The sequence below is a fragment of the Komagataeibacter sp. NFXK3 genome, from assembly GCF_054182245.1.
The window spans coordinates 79,404-99,611 of sequence record NZ_JAPIVJ010000001.1; the positions used below are offsets into that span (position 1 = coordinate 79,404).

General features: G+C 65.1%; 21 protein-coding genes and 1 tRNA gene. 9 read left to right on the forward strand and 13 right to left on the reverse strand.

Annotated features, from left to right (window positions below; translation table 11 throughout):
- Positions 1–30: 30 nt before the first annotated feature.
- From OQZ28_RS00450 to OQZ28_RS00475, 6 genes are all read left to right on the forward strand, one after another.
- Positions 31–1,095 (forward strand): lysine-2,3-aminomutase-like protein, encoded by a 1,065-nt coding sequence (locus OQZ28_RS00450; protein ID WP_458134824.1) that lies wholly within the window; start codon positions 31–33, stop codon positions 1,093–1,095.
- A gap of 86 nt (positions 1,096–1,181) precedes the next feature.
- Positions 1,182–1,748, forward strand: coding sequence for an elongation factor P (gene efp, locus OQZ28_RS00455; protein WP_061272374.1), 567 nt, complete (start codon positions 1,182–1,184; stop codon positions 1,746–1,748).
- A 105-nt stretch (positions 1,749–1,853) separates the two neighbouring features.
- Positions 1,854–2,675, forward strand: coding sequence for an inositol monophosphatase family protein (locus OQZ28_RS00460; protein ID WP_165399199.1), 822 nt, complete (start codon positions 1,854–1,856; stop codon positions 2,673–2,675).
- A gap of 73 nt (positions 2,676–2,748) precedes the next feature.
- The gene (locus tag OQZ28_RS00465) at positions 2,749–3,696 is read left to right on the forward strand and encodes an OmpA family protein (protein ID WP_458134825.1); all 948 of its coding nucleotides are present in this window, start codon (positions 2,749–2,751) and stop codon (positions 3,694–3,696) included.
- Positions 3,697–3,708: 12 nt separating this feature from the next.
- Positions 3,709–4,755 (forward strand): flagellar motor protein MotA, encoded by a 1,047-nt coding sequence (locus tag OQZ28_RS00470; protein ID WP_458134826.1) that lies wholly within the window; start codon positions 3,709–3,711, stop codon positions 4,753–4,755.
- Between the two features lie 26 nt (positions 4,756–4,781).
- On the forward strand, positions 4,782–5,744 hold the full coding sequence (locus OQZ28_RS00475) for a peptidoglycan -binding protein (RefSeq protein WP_458134827.1): 963 nt from the start codon (positions 4,782–4,784) through the stop codon (positions 5,742–5,744).
- A 116-nt stretch (positions 5,745–5,860) separates the two neighbouring features.
- Here the strand turns inward: OQZ28_RS00475 and OQZ28_RS00480 are convergent, their stop codons facing one another.
- The 3 genes from OQZ28_RS00480 to OQZ28_RS00490 form a co-directional block, all read right to left on the reverse strand.
- Positions 5,861–6,451, reverse strand: a complete 591-nt coding sequence (locus tag OQZ28_RS00480) for a tetratricopeptide repeat protein (RefSeq protein ID WP_458134828.1) — start codon at positions 6,449–6,451, stop codon at positions 5,861–5,863.
- A 100-nt stretch (positions 6,452–6,551) separates the two neighbouring features.
- The gene (gene ykgO / locus OQZ28_RS00485; protein ID WP_003617324.1) at positions 6,552–6,677 is read right to left on the reverse strand and encodes a type B 50S ribosomal protein L36; all 126 of its coding nucleotides are present in this window, start codon (positions 6,675–6,677) and stop codon (positions 6,552–6,554) included.
- Between the two features lie 98 nt (positions 6,678–6,775).
- The gene (locus OQZ28_RS00490; protein WP_458134829.1) at positions 6,776–7,711 is read right to left on the reverse strand and encodes a hydrogen peroxide-inducible genes activator; all 936 of its coding nucleotides are present in this window, start codon (positions 7,709–7,711) and stop codon (positions 6,776–6,778) included.
- 127 nt (positions 7,712–7,838) lie between these two features.
- Here OQZ28_RS00490 and OQZ28_RS00495 point away from each other — a divergent pair, with 127 nt between their 5' ends.
- The 3 genes from OQZ28_RS00495 (at position 7,839) to OQZ28_RS00505 (ending at position 9,279) form a co-directional block, all read left to right on the forward strand.
- Entirely contained in the window at positions 7,839–8,381 is a 543-nt protein-coding gene (locus OQZ28_RS00495; RefSeq protein WP_130732451.1) for a peroxiredoxin, read from the forward strand.
- Positions 8,382–8,535: 154 nt separating this feature from the next.
- Complete coding sequence (locus tag OQZ28_RS00500; RefSeq protein WP_458134830.1) at positions 8,536–9,063, forward strand: carboxymuconolactone decarboxylase family protein; 528 nt, start codon at positions 8,536–8,538, stop codon at positions 9,061–9,063.
- A gap of 139 nt (positions 9,064–9,202) precedes the next feature.
- Positions 9,203–9,279: transfer RNA gene (locus OQZ28_RS00505), tRNA-Asp, on the forward strand.
- Positions 9,280–9,418: 139 nt separating this feature from the next.
- On the opposite strand, the gene OQZ28_RS00510 is transcribed toward OQZ28_RS00505, so the two are convergent.
- The 10 genes from OQZ28_RS00510 to OQZ28_RS00555 form a co-directional block, all read right to left on the reverse strand.
- Positions 9,419–10,240: a fructosamine kinase family protein gene (locus OQZ28_RS00510; protein ID WP_458134831.1), complete on the reverse strand. Its 822-nt coding sequence runs from the start codon at positions 10,238–10,240 to the stop codon at positions 9,419–9,421.
- Positions 10,237–10,710 (reverse strand): low molecular weight protein-tyrosine-phosphatase, encoded by a 474-nt coding sequence (locus tag OQZ28_RS00515; protein ID WP_458134832.1) that lies wholly within the window; start codon positions 10,708–10,710, stop codon positions 10,237–10,239. Before OQZ28_RS00515 ends, OQZ28_RS00510 begins: the two co-directional genes overlap by 4 nt.
- Positions 10,711–11,271 (reverse strand): gluconokinase, encoded by a 561-nt coding sequence (locus OQZ28_RS00520; protein ID WP_165399198.1) that lies wholly within the window; start codon positions 11,269–11,271, stop codon positions 10,711–10,713.
- Positions 11,268–11,972 carry a ribose-5-phosphate isomerase RpiA gene (rpiA, locus tag OQZ28_RS00525; RefSeq protein ID WP_130732455.1) on the reverse strand — a complete coding sequence of 235 codons (705 nt, stop codon included), beginning with the start codon at positions 11,970–11,972 and terminating at the stop codon, positions 11,268–11,270. The genes OQZ28_RS00520 and rpiA overlap by 4 nt, the downstream gene beginning before the upstream one ends.
- Positions 11,973–12,067: 95 nt before the next feature.
- Positions 12,068–12,817, reverse strand: a complete 750-nt coding sequence (gene pgl, locus OQZ28_RS00530) for a 6-phosphogluconolactonase (protein ID WP_458135015.1) — start codon at positions 12,815–12,817, stop codon at positions 12,068–12,070.
- Positions 12,810–13,640 (reverse strand): Cof-type HAD-IIB family hydrolase, encoded by an 831-nt coding sequence (locus OQZ28_RS00535; RefSeq protein WP_458134833.1) that lies wholly within the window; start codon positions 13,638–13,640, stop codon positions 12,810–12,812. The genes pgl and OQZ28_RS00535 overlap by 8 nt, the downstream gene beginning before the upstream one ends.
- 28 nt (positions 13,641–13,668) lie before the next feature.
- Complete coding sequence (locus OQZ28_RS00540; protein WP_130732037.1) at positions 13,669–14,505, reverse strand: Cof-type HAD-IIB family hydrolase; 837 nt, start codon at positions 14,503–14,505, stop codon at positions 13,669–13,671.
- The gene (zwf, locus tag OQZ28_RS00545; RefSeq protein WP_458134834.1) at positions 14,502–16,031 is read right to left on the reverse strand and encodes a glucose-6-phosphate dehydrogenase; all 1,530 of its coding nucleotides are present in this window, start codon (positions 16,029–16,031) and stop codon (positions 14,502–14,504) included. Before zwf ends, OQZ28_RS00540 begins: the two co-directional genes overlap by 4 nt.
- Before the next feature lie 151 nt (positions 16,032–16,182).
- Positions 16,183–17,181 carry a phosphogluconate dehydrogenase (NAD(+)-dependent, decarboxylating) gene (gene gnd, locus OQZ28_RS00550; protein WP_458134835.1) on the reverse strand — a complete coding sequence of 333 codons (999 nt, stop codon included), beginning with the start codon at positions 17,179–17,181 and terminating at the stop codon, positions 16,183–16,185.
- Between the two features lie 117 nt (positions 17,182–17,298).
- Entirely contained in the window at positions 17,299–20,157 is a 2,859-nt protein-coding gene (locus OQZ28_RS00555; RefSeq protein WP_458134836.1) for a bifunctional transaldolase/phosoglucose isomerase, read from the reverse strand.
- Positions 20,158–20,208 lie beyond the last annotated feature (51 nt).

The window sequence follows — 20,208 nt, forward strand, 5'->3', positions numbered from 1 at the left end:
GCGGATGGATGCGCGCAGTACAGCCCCCGCATGGCACTCCCGGTCAATCCCCCCCAGCCCCCGCGCACGCTGCGCAGCGTGGCCGACCTGCTTGCGGCAGGGCTGATCACGCCCGCGCAGGCCCCCGCGCTGGAAAACGTGGCGCAACACTACGCCACCGCCATTCCCCCCGCCTTTGCCGAGCTGATCGAATCACCCGATGACCCGATCGGCCGCCAGGTCATTCCCGATGCGGCGGAAGGCCACACCGACCCCACCGAAGACCCCGACCCGATTGGCGATGACGCGCTCTCCCCCGTGCCGGGCATCGTGCACCGCTATGCCGACCGCGCGCTGCTCAAGCCGCTGCTGGTCTGCCCGCTTTACTGCCGCTTCTGCTTCCGCCGCGAGCATGTCGGCCCCGGCGGCGGCGTGCTCGATGAGGCCGCACTCGAGACCGCACTGGACTGGCTGCGCACGCACCCCGACATTCATGAAGTCGTGATGACCGGCGGCGACCCGCTCATGCTCTCGCCGCGGCGCATGCGCGCGATCATGCAGGCCCTTGAGGGCATGGAACATATCCACACCATCCGCATCCATTCCCGCGTGCCGGTGGCCGACCCCGACCGGCTGGATGAGGAAATGGCGGATGCGCTGGAGACCACGCGCTCGATGTGGCTGGTCGTGCATGTCAACCACGCGCGCGAACTCACGCCTGCGGCCCGCGCCGCCATCCGCCGCGTGCAGGCGCGTGCCATACCGGTGCTGGGGCAGTCCGTGCTGCTGCGCGGCGTAAACGACACGCCTGAAGCCCTCGAGGCGCTTTTGCGCGCGCAGGTTGCCGCCCGCATCCGCCCCTATTACCTGCACCAGCTTGACCCGGCACCCGGCACCGCGCGCTTTCACGTGCCCATACGCGAGGGGCAGCGCCTGCTGGCCGACCTGCGCGGGCGGGTGACGGGCATTGCGTGGCCGACCTATGTGCTCGACATTCCCGGTGGGCATGGCAAGGTGCCGATCGGGCCGGATTACCTGCGCACCGGGCCCGATGGCATGCTCGCGGCAGTGGCGCCTGATGGCACGCTGCACCGCCTTGCGCGCGAACGGGGCTGAAAAGAGGGGCGCGAAACCTTGCCCTTCCGCGCGCGGGGCGCTAGAAGCCGAACCGCCATACTTCCCACAACCATACAGGGACCACCATGAAGCAGCAGGCAAACCTGATCCGTGCCGGGCAGGTCATCGAGCACGACGGCCGTCGCTGGACGGTCCTGAAGCAGCAGATCATCACGCCGGGCAAGGGCGGCGCATTCATCCAGGTGGAAATGCGCGACCTCAAGACCGGCAACAAGACCAACGAGCGCTGGCGCACCGCCGACACCGTTGAACGCCTGATGACCGAGGAGAAGGAATACACCTACTCCTACATGGACGGCGACAACATCGTGCTCATGGACCCCGAGACCTTCGAGCAGCTGCTCCTGCCGCTTGACCTGCTGGGCGATCAGGCCCCCTTCCTGCAGGACAACATGACCCTGGTGCTCAACCTCGTTGAAGGCGACCCGGTTGGCGTGGTGCTGCCAGCACAGGTGACGCTCGAGGTGGTCGAGGCTGACCCGGTGGTCAAGGGCCAGACGGCAAGCTCGTCCTACAAGCCCGCCCGCCTGTCCAATGGTGTCAAGACCATGGTGCCCCCCTTCATTGAAGCTGGCGAGCGCATCGTGGTCCGCACCGAGGACAGCAGCTACGTCGAGCGCGCCAAGTCCTGAGCCCACAGGGGCCGTGGCCTGCCTGCCCGCAGGCCGCAACCCGCCTTTCCTTCACCCCCTACACCCGTTCCACCGCCGAACCAGACAGGACCGATCACCGTGGCAATGCGACTCTCTCCCCATATGACGGTGATGCAGAACGCTGCCCAGAAGGCCGCGCGCCGCCTTCTGCGTGACTTCAGCGAAGTCGAGCAGCTTCAGGTCAGCATCAAGGGGCCTGGCGATTTCGTCTCGCAGGCCGACCTGCGGGCCGAAACCACCATCCACGAGGAACTGGCCCGCGCCCGGCCCGGCTACGCCTTCCTGATGGAAGAAAGCGGGGCCTCGGGCAGCGAGGGCTGGACATGGCGATGGGTGATCGACCCGCTCGATGGCACCACAAACTTCCTGCACGGCGTGCCACACTGGGCCATTTCCATCGGCCTGCAGCGCCGCCTGCCCGATGGCACGATCGAGATCGTGGCGGGGCTGGTGTACAACCCCGTGGTCAACGAGATGTTCTGGGCCGAAAAGGGCGTAGGCGCGTTCCTCAACGACCGCCGCCTGCGCGTATCCGCCCGCCGGTCGATGAACGAGGCACTGTTCGCCACCGGCATCCCGTTTGCCAAGGTCTCGGCGCGCAACCGCCTGTCATTTGCCCGCACGCTGGGCGCTCTCATGCCGCAGGTTGCTGGCATCCGCCGATTCGGCGCCGCCGCCCTCGACCTCGCCTGGGTCGCGGCAGGCCGGTATGATGGCTACTGGGAGCTGGGCATCAAGCCGTGGGACTGCGCAGCGGGCATCCTGCTCGTGCGCGAGGCCGGTGGCTACGCAACCGACCCGGCGGGCGAGGATCTGAACGATCTCCCCGCCTCCATCGATGCAGTGGTGGGCAACCCCCACATGCACGGCCCGCTGCGCGAACTCGTGGCCAGCAGCATCGGCTGATGCACGGCACGGGCCCCCGTGGCCCGTTTGCCGATTGCGCCCCCGCCTGCGGCCCGGTAGCCTGCCGGGCATAATGCAGCACTTATTCCCCTCCCTTCCCCGCCGGTCCGCGCGCGTGCTGGCCGTGCTGGGCGTTGCCACCTGCGCCCTGCTGGGCAGCGCGCAGGCACAGGTCACCACCAGCAAGAGCGCGCTGGATGCCCTTGGCGCGCCCAAAAAACGCCCTGCCATGCTGCCCGATGGCGGCAGCATGAGCCTGTCGGGCGCCACCACGCCTGATGCGCCGGACAGTGCGACCAGCGCGCCGCCAGCAGCCCAGGTGCCTCCCACGCCCACTTCCCGCCCCCGCAACGCTGCCACCACCCCGCCACCCGCCACCCGCCACGTAGCGACCCCGGCACCGCAGCCAGCCAGTCCCGCGGCGGCAGCGCCGACCGCAACAGCCCCGGCCAGCACGCACGCTCCAGCCGCAGCACCCATGCCAAGCAGCAGCACCAACGCCGTGGCCCCCGCCGCCGCCATTGCCGCCCTGCCGCCCGTAGCCGCCAGGCCCCCCGATAACCCGGTGCTGCACCCGCCCGAGACACATGTGCCGCTGCACCCCTTCACGCCCCCGCCCGAGGTCAAGCCCGACCCGCAGGCACGCGGCCGGGCGGAAAAGGTGACGGGTGGCACGCGCCTGCACTTCAACATCCAGTCAGCCGACATGAATCCGCGCATGATCGCGGCCCTGCAAACATTTGCAACACTCATGCAGAAGCTGCCTGACCAGCACATCAACATCGTGGCCTATGGCGAAGGCCGCCCCGATGATCCCTCAACGCCACGGCGGGTTGCCTTGAGCCGCGGGCTTGCCGTGCGTTCGGTCCTGATCCATGCGGGCGTGGCCCCCACCCGCATCTATGTGCGCGCCATCGGACTGCCTGATGAAAACGCCCAGGGCGCGGGTGCGGATTGTGTTGACGTGACCCGTTCCGGTGTGGTGGCCTCAACCACCCAAACCGAGCCACCGGCGCATTAAGGAAACCACTGCGTGACACGACCGACGACCTACCTTTTTCGGGTTCTTGTGTTTCTTCTGGCTGTCGGGGTTGTCGCAGCCCTGCTTTCCCCCACCCTCTATCAGGCGTTCTGCAACAATCCCTATCTTGATGGCCTGATCATCGGCATCCTCGTGCTCGGCGTGGCGTGGAACATCATCATGATCCTGCGCCTCATCCCCGAGGTGCGCTGGGTCAACATCCTGCGCCACCCGCGTGAGGGACTGACCACGCCGCCGCCGCCGCGCCTGCTCGCCCCCATGGCCTCGATGCTGGCCACGCATGACAAGGGCCGCAGGCTCACGCTGTCCGCCCCCGTCATGCAGTCGCTGCTCGACAGCCTCTCCGCCCGCCTTGACGAGGGGCGCGAGCTTTCGCGCTACCTCACCGGGCTGCTCATCTTCCTCGGCCTGCTCGGCACGTTCTATGGCCTGCTGCTGACCGTGGGCTCCATTGCCGATGTGATTGGCAACATGTCGGTGGGCAATGGCGACACCAACGCCATGTTCGACCAGCTCAAGACCGGGCTGGCAGGCCCGCTGCATGGCATGGGTACCGCGTTCTCGGGCTCGATGTTCGGCCTGGCAGGCGCCCTTGTGCTGGGCTTCCTTGACCTGACGGCAGGCCAGGCCCAGACCCGCTTCTTCAACGAGCTTGAGGAATGGCTGGCCACCATCACCCGCCTCTCGGCAGGCGGGCTGCAGGTTGGCGGCAATGATGCGAGCGTGCCTGCCTATGTGCAGGCGCTGCTCGAGCACACCGCCGAGAACATGGAAAAGCTGCAGGCCCTCATGGCCCGCAGCGAGGAAACGCGCGCCCAGGAGCAGCGCCTGCTCACCGCGCTGAACGACCGCTTGGCCCAGCTGGCCGACAACCGGGGCGAGGACCACCTGCAGGGCATCGAATCCCTGCTGGCCCGCCTTGTGCAGGAATCGGCGGCAGGCCGTGAGCAGATGGCAGCCGACATCCGCAACGACCTGCGCCTGCTTGCGCGCACCATTGCCGCGAGCACGCCCGGAACGGGCCACTCCGCTTCCTGACCGCAGATCAAGGCAAGGTTTATTTCATGGCGCGCCGTTCCCGTCGCTCGATCCGTTCCGAACTGAATGCCTGGCCGGGCTATGTTGATGCGCTGTCAACACTGCTCATGGTCATCATCTTCGTGCTGCTGGTGTTTGTTCTGGGGCAGGCTTTCCTGTCCGTAACCCTGAACAAGCGCCAGCAGGCCCTTGACCAGCTCGAGCACGAGGTGGCCCGCCTGGCCCAGATGCTCTCGCTCGAGCACAGCCACACCACAGCGCTGCAGACCGAGATCGCCACCCTGCACAAGGAGCACGAGGCGGACGTGGCCACCGCCACCTCGCTCAACGCCCAGCTCAACCAGCAGACCAGCGAGCGCGACACCGCCCAGAGCCACGCCTCTGCCCTTGATGCGCAGCTGGCCCAGCTCAACGCGCAGCTCAGCGCCGTCAGCGCCGCACTCGAGGTGAGCGAACAGGCCGTGCAGGAGCGCGACCACAAGATCGACAACCTTGGCATGCAGCTCAACGTGGCGCTGGCGCGCAAGGTGGAGCAGCTGCAGCAGTACCGCTCGGAATTCTTTGGCCGCCTGCGCAGCGTGATGCAGGACCACAAGGGCGTGCAGATCGTGGGCGACCGCTTCGTGTTCCAAAGCGAGGTGCTGTTCCCCGTCGGCAGTGCCGACCTCTCGCCCGAGGGCGTGGAGCAGATCAAGATCCTGGCCAGAACGCTGCGGCAGGTCGCCGCCCAGATTCCACCCGATGTGCCGTGGATCCTGCGCGTGGATGGCCATGCCGACCGGCTGCCCATCCACACCGCCTTCCCCAGCAACTGGGAGCTGTCATCCGAGCGCGCCATTACGGTGGTCAAGCTGCTGATTGCCGAGGGCATCAACCCGCACCATCTGGCCGCGACCGGCTTTTCGGACTACCAGCCGCTTGATAACGGCACCACGGCAGAGGCCTATGCCCGCAACCGCCGCATCGAGTTCCGCCTGACGGACCGCTGATAGGCAAGGATCAGGATCAAACGTTTTTGGGTGCCGCCTTTTTTCAAAAAGGCGGCGTTCTTCGAAGCTTTTTGAAAAAAGCTTCACCAAAAACTTTTATCGTTTAATGAGATTTTTCAGGTGGGCTGGCCAAAGGCCTTCAGGCGCAACTGCTCGGTCTGGTGGGCGGCATCGGGAATGGTGGGCTCAAGCTGCACCACATGCTGCCATGCTTTCCACGCGGCCTGCCAGTCGCCGCGCTGCTCTTCCGTCTCCTGCAGGATCTTCCAGGCCATGACATCGCGCCCGTCATGGTGCAGCGCCACGCCAAGGTCGGCCACCGCGCCATCGGGGTTGGCAGCGGCCAGGCGGGCCTGCGCGCGGTTGCGCCACAGCACCTCAACATCGGGCTGGAGCAGCAGGGCATCATCCATGTCCTGCTCGGCATCGAGCGGGCGCTGGGCGTCAAGGTCGTCCTGCGCGCGGCGCACAAGCAACGTGGTGGTGGGGGCCAGATCCTTCAGGCGCAACTGCTCGATGCGCCCGAGCAGGTCGCGCGCGCCGCGCGCGGTGGCCGCATGGGCCAGTTCCGTCTCGAGGCTGTCAAGCGATGGCTCGGCCGCTGTGCTGCCCTGCGCCCTGGCGGGAGGACCTGCGTGCCGGTCAAGCCCATGGGCCGAAGCATCTGCCGCATGGGCCTGCAGGGGCAACAGGCTGGCTGCAAGCATGAGTACGCACGCAAAGCCACGCACACAGGTTACTGAAAACCTGCCTGCGCGGCTTTGCGGCTGTTCAAAGATGAACCGGACGGTCAAGGCCGCCTGGCAATCAGCCCTGACGGGCCTTCATGCGCGGGTTCTTCTTGTTGATGACGTAGACCTTGCCACGGCGACGGACCACACGGCAGTCCTTGTCCCGAACCTTGGCCGATTTCAGGCTGTTTCTGATTTTCATGATCCGACCCTCGACTAGCGGCGATGTGCCGCAAAAGAGGCGCCCGAATACCCTTCCCTGCGCCCGGAGTCAACTCCAGCGGCGGATTCTGGCGCCATTTACAGCAGGGAATTCGCCTGCGGGATCGAATCTGGCACAAAAAGCGGGGCAATGGCGTGGAAATCCGCCATGCGGGGCGAGCGCGGCCGCCAGGCCAGCCCGATCGTGCGCCAGGCCTGCGCGCCGCTTACGGGGCGCACGGTCAGGCGGGTCCAGTCCATCAGCGGCGATTCGACCGCCAGTTGCGGCAGCAGGGCCAGCCCCATGCCCGCGGCCACCATTTCCACCAGGGTGAACAGCGAGGTGACGGCGCACTGCGTCTCGTCCTCCGGGCGCGACCACTCCCCCGCCTGGCGGCACATGGCCAGCGTCTGCTCGCGCAGGCAGTGCCCGTCCTCGAGCAGGATCATGCGCTCATGCGCAAGGTCGGGCACCGGCACCACGTCAAGGCGGGCAAACGGGTGTGCGCGCGGCATGACCAGCATGAAGGGGTCGCGCCACAGCGGCAGGGTCTCGCTATCGGCGCAGTCGCACGGCATGGCCAGCAGCACGAGGTCAAGTCGCCCCCGCGCCAGTTTTTCCATCACGTTATGGGTCAGGTCCTCGCTCAGCGACAGGCGCAGGCGGGGATACTGGCCCGGCAGGCGGGCCACGAGGGTCGGCATGACAAACGGCCCGATGGTGGGAATGACGCCCAGCCGCAAAAGCCCGCTCATCGGCTCGCGCGAGGCCACGGCCATGTCGAGCACGCCCTGCAGGGCCTCGAGCGCGTGGCGGGCCTGGCACACCACCCTGTCCCCTAGGGGGGTGAACACGACTTTCTTGCCCACCTCACGGTCGAGCAGCTGCACATCCATCTGGCGCTCAAGGGCCAGGATACCGGCGGAAAGCGTGGACTGGGTTACGGCGCAGGCCTTGGCCGCGCGGCCAAAATGACGCAGTTCGGCCAACGAGACCAGATAACGGAGCTGCTGGGCGGAAGGCATCGGAAGCATCGATAATGCCGATCAATATACGTATGAATTATTCACTGGCATGATAGCAGCATCCCCGTCATAGATACAGTTGCCGGGTTGTGATAACGCCCCGTTTCATATTTTAACCCAAACAGGAGATTTCCTGATGCTGACAGTCGGTGACAAGTTTCCCGCCTTCAACCTGACCGCCGTTCCCGGTGGGCCCGAAGGGCTCAAGGGCGAGTTCGTGCAGATCACGGACGCATGCAACGAAGGCAAGTGGAAGGTCGTGTTCTTCTGGCCGCTCGACTTCACCTTCGTCTGCCCGACCGAGATCGTGGCCTTCGGCAAGCTCAACGGCGAGTTCAAGGACCGTGACGCCGTGGTGTATGGCGTGTCGATCGACAGCGCCTTCGTGCACCTGAACTGGCGCCTGAACCACGAGGACCTCAAGAACCTCGAGATCCCGATGCTGGCCGACATCAAGCGCGAGCTGATCGAAAGCTGCGGCGTGATGGCCCAGCAGGCAGGCGCCGCGCTGCGCGCCACTTTCATTGTCGACCCCGAGGGCATCATCCGCCATGTCAGCGTCAATGACCTGTCGGTTGGCCGCAACCCGCAGGAGGTGCTGCGCATCCTCGACGGGCTGCAGAGCGACGAGCTGTGCCCGTGCAACTGGAACAAGGGCGACGCCTTCATCAAGGCCTGATCCCTTTCCAGTCCGGGTTTCCGCGCGGGTCATGGCCCGCGCGGCAGCCCGCGCCGCCTGCCCCGACCCCTGCCGCGCCCAGATGCTGCACACAGGGGTGGGGACAGGCGGGGCCATGCCCCCTCATATCCCCTGACATCCATGGAGAAAGCCCGTGTCGATCGACTCCATCAAGGCCGCGCTGCCCGACTACGCCAAGGACCTCAAGCTCAACCTCGGCTCGCTGGCCAATGACATAACGCTTACGCCCCAGCAGCTTGGCGGCACGTTTGTCGCCTCCGCCATCGCCACGCGCAACACGGCGCTGACCCATGCGCTCGTGGCCGAGTATGGCCCCAAGCTCACCCCCGAAGCGCTGGAAGCCGCCCGGGCGGCGGCCGCCATCATGGGCATGAACAATGTCTATTACCGCTTCGTGCACCTTGTGGGCGGCGACTATGCCAAGATGCCTGCGCGCCTGCGCATGAACATCATTGCGCGGCCCGGCGTGGAGAAGGCCGATTTCGAGCTGTGGTCCATGGCGGTATCGTCCATCAATGGCTGCGGCATGTGCATGGAAAGCCATGAGCAGCAGCTCCGCACGGCGGGCATGAGCACCGAGCAGATCCAGACCGCCGTGCGCATTGCCGCAACCGTGAGTGGCCTGGCCGTTGTGCTTGAAGGCGTGGAAATTCCTGCCTGATTACAGGCCCGCCCCTGAAAAACGCCATGAATCGGAAGATCATGGCGTTTTTTTTTCGCCTGCCCTGTTGCCATGGCGGGGCCAGCCTGTTATTTGCCCTTTCACCGAATGGTTGCCACCCCACGGGGTTGCAGCGGATGCGGGTGTAGCTCAGTTGGTTAGAGCGCCGGCCTGTCACGCCGGAGGTCGCGGGTTCGAGCCCCGTCACTCGCGCCACTTTATGGTGCCCTCCCAAAATCAAGACTGTCTCCATAAGAGATTAAGTAGAAAAGTTCTTGGTGAAGCTTTTTTCAAAAAGCTTCAGGAAGAACATCGACTTTTTTGAAAAAAGGCAGCACCCGAAAACGTCCGTTTTTTAGCCCACCCCGGCATCATCAAGATACTGCGCCACCATGGGCCGGTATGTCGCGCCAAACAGGCGCAGGTGCACCAGCGCGATCCACAGCCGATAAATGGCAAAACGCACCGCATGGCCCGGCTCCAGCGGGCCCCCGGCCATGTAGAACGCTGCCGGCGGCTGCGAGAACACGCCCACGGTTGCCAGATCTACCTCCGCATGGCCGTAATAGCAGCACGGGTCGATCAGGCCGGTCACGCGCCGGTGCGCCACCAGCACGTTGCCACTCCACAGATCGCCATGCAGCAGGGCGGGCGCAGGTGTTGCGGGCAGCAGGTCGGGCAGGCGGCGCATGAGCTGTTCAAGGCGGCGGGCCACGTCAATGGGCACATGCGCCAGATGTACGCCCAGGCGCTGCGCGGCCCAGAATTCGGGCCAGCGATCGGCCCATGTGTTGCATACGCTGACCGCGCCAAGGGCGTAATCCCCCGGCCAGCCATAGCGGATCATGCCGCCTTCGGGGCGGCCTTCATGCACCTGTGCCAGCACGCGGCCCAGATCGCCCCAGCAGGTGGCCAGCGTGCCCTCCATGGGCCGGTATTCCATCACCAATGCATCCGCATCCACCGCCAGGACAGCGGGCACCGGCGCACCACTGCCGCCAAGAGCGCGCAGCATGGCGGCCTCGGCCAGCGGGTCGGGGCCATTCTTGGCCACCACCGTGCGCCCGTCATTAAGGTAGACCAGCAGGGTCTGGGCAATATCGCCGCCCTGAAGCGGATGCCAGTTCCACAGCCCTGAGCCCAGCAGGGTGGCGGCATGGCGGGCGAGGCGGCTCATGGCCGGGCCTTCAGCAGCCTGACCAGCGCCTGCGCCCCGGCGCTGACATCGCGCCATGTGGTCTCGAACCCGCTGGCATCGCCATAATACGGATCGGCCACCGCCTCCCCCTGCCTGCCGGGCACGTGGTCGAGCAGCAGCGACAGTTCGGCACGCGCCCCCTCCGGCCGCATGGCACGCAGATGCGCAAGGTTGGCGTGATCGAGGGCGATGATGTGGGTAAAGCGGGTAAAATCGGCAGGCCGGACCACGCGGGCGCGGTAGCGGCCCATGTCGATGCCGTGCTGGAGCGCCACGGCACGGGCCCTGCGGTCGGGTGGCGAGCCGGCATGCCAGTTGCCCGTGCCCGCCGAATCGACCACCACCTCCAGCCCGGCCGCCTGCGCTGCCTGCCGCAACGCGGCCTCGGCCAGCGGCGAGCGGCAGATATTGCCCATGCACACGAACAGGACGGCAGGGCGGCTGGTCATCTAGCCCTCTTTGCGCTCGGGGAATTTCTGCGCAAGAATTCCAAGCGTCTCGGCAATGAGGGCGGCGGGCGTCTCCTCAAGATGCACCACGATGGGGTGCTCATCCGCCGCAGGCGGCTCGAGCGTTGCAAGCTGGCTGGGCAGCAGGCTGGGCGGCATGTAATGCCCGCGCCTGCGCTTGAGGCGGTCGTAGAGCGTATCTTCAGGAATTTCGAGATAGATGAACACGATATCCGCCGCCCCGTCCGCGCGCAGCAGGTCGCGGTAGGAACGCTTGAGCGCCGAGCAGGTCAGGATGCCCCCCTGCCCTGACGCCACGCGCCCCAGCAGCCATTTATGGCATTGCTCAAGCCAGGGCAGGCGGTCGGCATCAGTCAAGGGAATGCCCGCGGCCATTTTTTCCACATTGGCGCGCGGGTGCAGCAGGTCGCCTTCCTGATAGGGCCAGCCCAGCACGTTGTGCAGCCCTTCGGCCAGCGTGGTCTTGCCACAGCCCGAAACCCCCATGATGACCAGGACCAGCGGCCTGATGCCCTGGTCCTGCAAGGTGCGCCCGGTCATGCCACGCCCAGCCGCTGCAGGCCATCGGCGGTGGCCACGATCACCTCCGACGTGCGACCAATGAACAGCCCGGTCTCGATCACGCCCACGATCTGCTCGAGCTGGCGCTGCAGGGAGGCGGAATCGGCAATCGGGCCAAAGTGACAGTCAAGGATCATGTTGCCGCCATCGGTCACGAACACATTGCCGCCCCGGTCCAGCCGCTGGGTGATCTTTGCCCCCAGCGCTTCAAGCTGGCGGGCGGTGCTGGTCCAGCCGAAATTGGCGACCTCCACCGGCACCGGCACGCGCGTGCCAAGGCGGTCGACAAGCTTGCTGTCATCGACCACCACCACGAATTTGCGCGCGGCGGCGGCCACGATCTTCTCGCGGAACAGCGCGCCCCCCAGCCCCTTGATCAGGTTGAGCGAGCCACGCTCGACCTCGTCGGCGCCATCGATGTCGATATCGATCTGCGGATGGGTGGCGAAGGTGACCAGCCTGATGCCGTGCGAGCGCGCCTGCTCGGCCGAGCGCTCGGAGGTGGGAATGGCGCAGAAGCGCAGGCCTTCCGCCCAGCGGCGGCCCAGCTCCTCGATCATGAAGGCCGACGTGCTGCCCGAGCCAAGGCCGACCACCATGCCGTCCTTGACCATGTCGGCGGCTTCGATGGCGGCCTGCCGCTTCAGTTCTGCCCGTGGGTCCGCGTTATGGGTGGACATGCGCTGTTTCCTCTTCCTGCAGGGCATCCCGGCTACGGGTGCCCCGTCATTTTTATTGCCTGACAGTGCCGTGCGGGCACGACACCTTCCCGCACTTATTGCCCTGCCGCCGCCTTGTCCATAAGCCAGATGAGTTCACCCTCGGTGGTGATATGGCTGGCAGGCTCCGCCGGGTCGCCCGCGCGCACCTTTACAAAGGCTTCGCGCTTGCCCGCACCTGCCAGCATGAACACCACATGGCGGCTGGAATGGATGGCGGGATAGGTCAGCGTGAGGCGCGTATGCGGCGCATCATCGGGCACGCAGGTCGAGACCCAGAGCTTTTTCTCCTCCAGCACCGGCTGGCGGGGAAAGAGCGATGCGGTATGCCCGTTATCGCCCAGGCCCAGCATCACCACATCGAAGAGCGGGCGGCCGGGTTCCAGCACCTTTGCGCCATAAACCGCCTCGAGCTCCGCCTGGTATTTCGCTGCCGCCTGCACCGGGTCGCCCGAGGTGGGCATGGGATGCACGTTGGCGGGTGGCACCTTGACGTGCGCCAGCATCTCGGTCTCGACCATGTTGTAGTTGCTGGCCGCATCGCTCTCGGGCACGAAGCGTTCATCGCCAAAGAAGAACTGCGTGTTCGCCCACGGGAAGCGGTCGCGGTATTCGGCGGAGGCCAGGATCTGGTACAGCCGCCTGGGCGTGGACCCGCCCGACAGCGCGATCACGAACGCCCCCTCTTTTTTTGCCAGCGCCTGTTCCGTCAGCCATTTCGCCATGTGCTGCGCAATGGCCTCGGCATCGGGCAGGACCACCATGGCCCCGGTTTTCACGTCGTGTCCTGCTGTCATGTCATGCATCCCCCAGCACGAATTTCTCGATTCCATTGGCGAATCCTTCCTCCTCGCACGAGGTGGAGACATGGGTCGCCTGCTTCTGCACCTCCGGGCTTGCCTGTCCCATGGCGATCGACATGCCGCTCTTGCGGAACATCAGCACGTCATTGGGCTGGTCGCCCAGGGTCACCATCTGGCTGGCGGGAATGCCCAGCAGGCGCTCGAGCGCCATCACCACGCCGCCCTTGTTGGCGTCTTTATTGGTCACGTCCACGTAGTAGGGCTGCGACAGGGCAGCGGAGGCGGTATCGCCCAGCGCCTGCTGCAGGTCATGCTCGAGGCGCTTCATCAACTCAAGGTCATCACTCACCCCGGTGATCTTGACCACCTGGTCCAGCTTTGCCTCGACATCGCCCACCACGGGCGGGAACTTCACGGTCCACTGCTCGCGCGCCACATGCGGGGCCTCGAGTTTCGAGACGATCCAGTCATTGCCATTATACATCCACGGGTCGGCCCTGTGGTCGCGGATGATGCCGATCACCTTGCGCGCGGTGTCGGCAGGCAGGGTGCGGGCCTCGATGACGGTAAAATCGGGCCTGACCATCATGCCGCCATTGAAGCCCGCGATCGGCTCGGAAATTTTCAGCGGGTCGATCACCATCTTCATGCCCTTGGGCGGGCGGCCGCTGGTTATGGTGAAAAGGATGCCCCGCTCGCGCAGGCGCTCGACCGCGCGGATGGCGCGTGGGGTCAGGATCTTGTCCTTCGTGACCAGTGTGCCATCCACATCGGCCAGCACCAGCCTGATCTGGCCTGCCGGTGTTCCGGCTGCGTCGTGGGGCATGTTGCCTCTCCCTTCTGTGCCGCGCGCCTCAGGGGCGGGGCAGGACAAAGTTTTCCATCGCGTAGGCCCAGCCATCATCGGTATTGGGCCGGGTCACGAAACGGGCATGGGCCTTGACGTTATCAAGCGCGTTGCCCATCGCGATGCTGACCCCCGCTTCCTTCAGCATGGGGATGTCGTTGTTCATATCCCCGATGCATGCCGTATCCCGGATATCAATATCCAGCAATTTGGCCAGTTCTTTTGCCGCATAGCCCTTGTTCGCCTGCGGGTGCGTAATATCAAGGTAGATGGCCGAGGACTGGTGTACGCTCGCCTTCCCCCCCAGCATGTTTGCAAGGTCTCGTTCCACGCCCGGCAATGCTGCCGGGTCGCTGGCCACACCCATGATCTTGCCCACATTGACATAATGACCGGCAAAATCATCCACCCGCACGGGCGTGGTCTGCACCACTTCGCTCTCATGGGCGACCTGTGGCGTGTCATCACGGCGCACCAGCCAGTCATGGCCGATGAACAGCCACGGCTCGACCCCGTGGTCGATCAGGAATTCAACCGCCCTTTGCGCCACCACCGGCTCAAGCGACAGGCGCTCGCGGATGGTGCCATCAGGCGCGCAGATCAGCCCGCCATTGAGCCCGGCGATGGGCTCGCGAATATCAAGGGCGCGGACAAACTGCATCATGCCGCGTGGGGCGCGGCTGCTGATGAGGCTGAGTTTTATGCCCGCCGCCCGCAGGTCGGCCGCCGCCTTGTGGGCTGCGGGGGTGATGACGCGCTCAGGCGTAATCAGGGTGCCATCAATATCGGACACCACAAGCCTGACGGCATGCGGGCGGGAGACGGGTGCGGTCATGGGCATCATCCAATCTTAAGCCAGTGGCGGTGGTCGCGGGCCAGCAGGGCATCGGCGGCTTCCGGCCCTTCGCTGCCGGCGGCGTAAAAGGCAAGGCTGTGGGCATCCTGCCCCCAGTCCAGCACCGGCTGCACGGCGCGCCAGCCTGCCTCGATATTGTCGGCGCGCTGGAACAGCGTGGCATCGCCGATCATGCAGTCATAGATCAGGGTCTCATAGCCCGTGCTCGGTCCTTCGCTGAACCATTCGGCGTAATCGAACTTCATGCGCACGCCCCCCAGCCTGACCGAGGGGCCGGGAATCTTCGCCGAGAACTGCATGGTCACCCCCTCGGTCGGCTGGATGTGGATGACCATGATATTGGGGGCCAGCTTGTCTACCGGCGTGTCACGGAACAGGGCATAGGGCGCGGACTTGAAGTGGATGGCGATCTCGGTCTTGCGCGCGGCCAGCCGCTTGCCGGTGCGCACGTAAAACGGCACCCCCGCCCAGCGCCAGTTGTCGATGCCGAATTTCATGGCCACATACGTCTCGGTCAGGGAATGGGGGTCAACGCCCGGCTCCTGCCGGTAACCCGGCACGGCTTTTTTCCCCACCATGCCCGGCGCGTACTGCCCGCGCACCACATCGGCGGGGGCAAGGGGGTGGATGGCGTCGAGCACCTTGGTCTTTTCGTTGCGCACGGCATCGGCATCGAACGAGATGGGCGCTTCCATCGCCGTCATGGCCAGGAGCTGCATGACGTGGTTGGGCACCATGTCGCGCAGGGCGCCGGTGCCTTCATAGAATCTGGCGCGCTGTTCCACGCCCACGGTCTCGGCGGCGGTGATCTGGACGTGGTCGATGTTCTGGCGGTTCCAGAGCGGCTCGAAAAACCCGTTGGAGAAGCGCAGGGCGAGGATGTTCTGCACCGTCTCCTTACCCAGATAATGGTCGATGCGGTAGATCTGCTGCTCCTCGAGCGTGTTGAGCAGCCTTGTATTGAGTGCGATGGCCGATTGCAGGTCGTGGCCGAAGGGTTTTTCCACGATCACGCGGCGGAAGGCGTCCGGGCCTTCACGCACCAGCCCCGCCTCGCCCAGCCGGTCCACGATCGGGCCGAAGAAGCGGGCCGCAACGGCAAGGTAGAAAATGCAGTTCTGCCCTGCCGTGACATCGGCTACGGCCTGATAGGTCTGCTCGGATTCAAAGTCGCCCTGCACGTAGCGGATGCGCGGCAGCATCCAGGCCCAGACATCCTCGCGCAGCTTGACGGCCTCGGCCCCCCGGCGGGCGGTAAAATCCTCAAGGGCCGTGCGCACGTTCTCGCGCAGCTGCCCGTCGGTCAGGTCCGCGCGGTCAACGGCCACGATGCCAAAGCCATCATCAAGCAACCCGGCGCAGGCCAGGTTGTATATGGCAGGCAATAGGAGGCGGCGGGTCAGGTCGCCACCACCGCCAAAGATGACAAACGACCCCGGCGGGCTGCGCCGGGGGGCGGCTTCATGGTGCGTATCGCCAACCTGCGAGACTGCCGAAGCAATAATGTTTTCCATTGTGCTGCTGTCCCTGAACTGTGTTCGCTATAATCCTCCCCCGGCTGTTCCGGTTGCAGTCATTAAGCGCTGTCATTTCATGGGGAACAGCCAGAGCCTGCCCAGATGCCTAGCATCCGGGCAGGCTGTCAGTTACCGGCCAGGCGTCGGGTCAGTTATTCGTACCCTCAATGTGACCGCCAAAGCCGAAACGCATGGCAGAGAGCATCTTCTCGGCAAAGTTGTTGCCGGTGCGCGAGCGGAAGCGCGTGAACAGCGAGGCGGTGATGACGGGCACGGGCACCGCCTCCTCGATCGCGGCCTCGATGGTCCAGCGCCCCTCGCCGGAATCGGCCACGTCGCCCTTGTAGTTCGACAGGTCCGGATTGCCCGCCAGCGCGCTGGCCGAAAGGTCGAGCAGCCACGACGAGACCACGCTGCCGCGCCGCCACACCTCGGCAATGTCGGCCATGTTCAGGTCGAAACGCTGGTTCTCGGGCAGGGCATCGGTGTTCTTGGACTTCATCACGTCAAACCCTTCGGCGAAGGCCTGCATGATGCCGTATTCGATGCCGTTATGGACCATCTTCACGAAGTGGCCCGAACCCGCCGGGCCACAATGCAGGTAGCCCTGCTCGGCGCGCGGGTCGAAACCGGGCTTGTCGCGGCCCGGCGTGCGCGCGATGTCGCCAATGCCCGGTGCCAGGGCTGACAGGATGGGATCGATATGGTCGGTAGCTTCCCTGGTGCCGCCGTACATCATGCAGTAGCCGCGCTCCAGCCCCCACACGCCGCCCGAGGTGCCGACATCAACATAGTCGATGCCCTTCTTGACCAGTTCGGCAGCACGACGGATGTCATCCTTGTAGAAGGAATTGCCACCATCGATCACGATGTCGCCTTTCCCCATCAGCTTGCCGAGTTCCTGCACCGCCTGCTCGGTCACTTCACCTGCGGGCAGCATGAGCCAGATGATCTTGCGGCCCGTAAGCTTGCCCACCATGTCCGCAAGCCCGGTGGCGGCGGTGGCGCGGCCCCCTTCGGCCTGCGCGCAGACCTTGGCGGTAACGGCAGGATCACGGTCGAAGGCCACCACGTCATGGCCATGGCGGGTCAGGCGGATGGAAATGTTGCCGCCCATCTTGCCAAGGCCAACAATACCGATTTGCATGATCTAACACTCCTGGAAGCGGGATAGGCCTGTAGTCCTATCCCCTCGGGGGCCATTTCCCAATGATCCCCATCAAAAAACCCGCCCCGCCAGGGGCGGGACGGGCATACGGTCGGCTCAGACCGCGTGGGCGATATCAAGCCCGAGTTTTTCAAGCCCTGCCTTCAGGTCACCATGGATGTGCACCCGCAGCACGCGGCGGCCACGCTCGGCCAGCACCTCCATGTCGCCGCGCGCCTGGGCTTCCTTCACGATGCTGAAGGTATATTTCTCACCCGGCACCGGCAGGTTCACCTCATCATCGCAGGTGATCTGCACGAACACGCCCGTGTCAGGCCCGCCCTTGTAGGCCTGCCCCGTGGAATGCTGGAAGCGGGGGCCGAATTCGGCCGCCGTTGCCAGCTTCAGCGCATCACGCAGGCCAAGCCGCGCCTTCTGGATCCATTCACGCGTGAAGGTATCGCGGTCGATATAGGCCAGCAGGGCCACGTAATCACCGGCCTTTGCGCGTGCGAAATGCGCCTTGAGGATGGCCTCCGCCGTTTTGGCCCCGCCAAGCGCCTGCGCGTTCTTGGGGTCGGCATAGAAGGCGAACGGGCCATCCTTGGCGAACGGCTCGTAAGGCGGGAGCTTGCCAGTCTCGTTATAGGCAGTGGTGATCTTCTTGGTCTCGATCTTCGAGGCCTCGACATCGGGCTGGTTGAACGGGTTGATCCCGATCACCGCACCGGCCACCGCGGTCGCGAACTCCCAGCGGAAGAACTCCTCAAGCACCTGGCGGCGCTCATGCAGCTCGATGGTCACTACCGGCTCGCCTGCCTCGACCAGGGCCGCGAAGGCGGCATCCTGCCTGGGGCACGGGTCCTCGGCCAGGCGCAGGTAGGTGAACACGCGGTCCTTGCCATACACGCCCGGCTTGCCGATCGTCTCGTCATCGATGGGGATCAGGCCACGCCCGTCCTTGCCGGTCGATTCCGCAATGAGCTGCTCAAGCCACGCACCCATGTCGTAAATGCCGGGCGATGCGATGATGGTCACCTTGTCGCGGCCAAAGTCGCGGGCCGCCACGCCAAGCACCGCACCGAGCACCACGCCGGGGTTCTGCGCGGGTGGCACGGAGGCGGCACATGACTTCTCGCCACGCTGGGCGGATTCGAGCAGCAGTTTCAGCGGCAGGCCTGCCACGGCGGCAGGCACCATGCCGAAATCGGACAGCACGGAGTAGCGGCCCCCGATCTGCTTCTCGCCGTAGAAGATTTTCCAGAAGCCGTCCTTCTTCGCCACGTCTTCCATGTGCGAGCCGGGATCGGTCACGGTGATGAAGTGCGAGCCGACCTTGTCGCCCAGTACCTTTTTCGCCTGATCGAAGAAATAGGCCTTGAGGATGTTGGGCTCCAGCGTGCCGCCGGACTTGGACGAGACGATGAACAGCGTCTTGCTGATATCGATCTTTTTCTCGAAGTCACGCACCTGCTGCGGGTCGGTGCTGTCGAGCACGTAAAGATGCGGGAAGCCCTCATGCTTGCCGAAGGTCTGGGCCAGCACTTCCGGCCCGAGGCTCGAGCCGCCCATGCCCAGCAAGAGCGCATCGCGGAAGCCGCGCGCCTTCACCTCGGCCTGGAAATCCTCGAACTTGGACAGCGCCGCCACCTGGTCATCGGTGATGTCGAGCCATTTCAGCCAGCTTGCCTCGTCCTTGCCGGTCCAGACGGTGGCGTCCTTGTCCCACACGCGGCGCACGGTGCCGTCCTTGCGCCAGGCTTCCAGCTCCGCATCGACCGCCTTTTGCAGGTCGGCAGGCAGCTTGAGCGCGGTGGAGGTGACCTTCTTGCCCAGGAACGCCGCCTGCTTGGCCGCGACCGAGCCGAGCAGGTCGTCAAACGCATCGGCAAAGGAGGCAACGCCTTCATCGACCAGCTTGCGTGTGACACCATCAAGGTCGAGGCCAAGGCTCTTGGCCTCATCGAGCACCCGCAGCGCGCCCGCCACGTCCTGCGTCAGCGTCTCAGCCACCTTGCCGTGCTCACGGAAGGCATCGAAGGTTGCGGGCGGAATGGTGTTGACCGTGTCGGGGCCGATCAGGCCATCGACATACACCACGTCGCTATAGGTCTTGTCCTTGGTGCCGGTGCTCGCCCACAGCAGGCGCTGCGGGTTGGCGCCTGCCTCGGCCAGCTTCTTCCAGCGCGGGCTTGCGGTCACTTCGCGCCAGTATTCATAGGCCGCCTTGGCGTTGGCGATGGCGACCTTGCCGCGCAGGGCCTTGAGTTCGGCGGAATGCTTGTCGCCTGCGGCCACGCGGGCGTCGATTTCCTTGTCGATCTTCACATCGATGCGGCTGACGAAGAAGGACGCGACCGAGGCGATGCCCTTCACGCTCTCGCCACGGCCCAGGCGGTCTTCCAGCCCGGTGATGTAGGCTTCGAGCACCTTTTTATACGCATCGATGGAGAAGAGCAGGGTGACGTTGATGCTCAGCCCTTCGGCAATGGCGGCGCGGATGGCGGGAACGCCTTCCTCCGTGCCGGGAATCTTGATCATGAGGTTGCGGGCGCCGACCGCTTTCCACAGGCGCAGCGCCTCGTGCAGCGTGCCCTTGGTGTCGCGTGCAAGGTAGGGCGAGACCTCGAGGCTGACATAACCGTCAAGCCCCTTCGTCTGTTCATAGACGGGGTAGAGCACCTTGGCCGCGGCCCGGATGTCATCAATGGCGAGCAGTTCGTACAGCGCGCCCGCGTCAAGCACATGATGTGCCAGCACATCGCGGATCTGGGCATCGTAATCGGTGCCCTGGCCCATCGCCTTCTGGAAGATGGCGGGGTTGGAGGTCACACCCTTGAGGCCGTCTTCCTCGACCAGCTTCTTCAGGCTGCCATTCTTGGTATAGGAGCGCTGGATGAAGTCCAGCCAGGGGGACTGACCCAGACGCGCCAGTTCCTTTAATGGGTTTTCAGCACCAGATTCACGCGCACTCATTGACTGTGCTTCCTTTATTTTTCAGCAATGCGGCAAACCCGCACGGCCAAT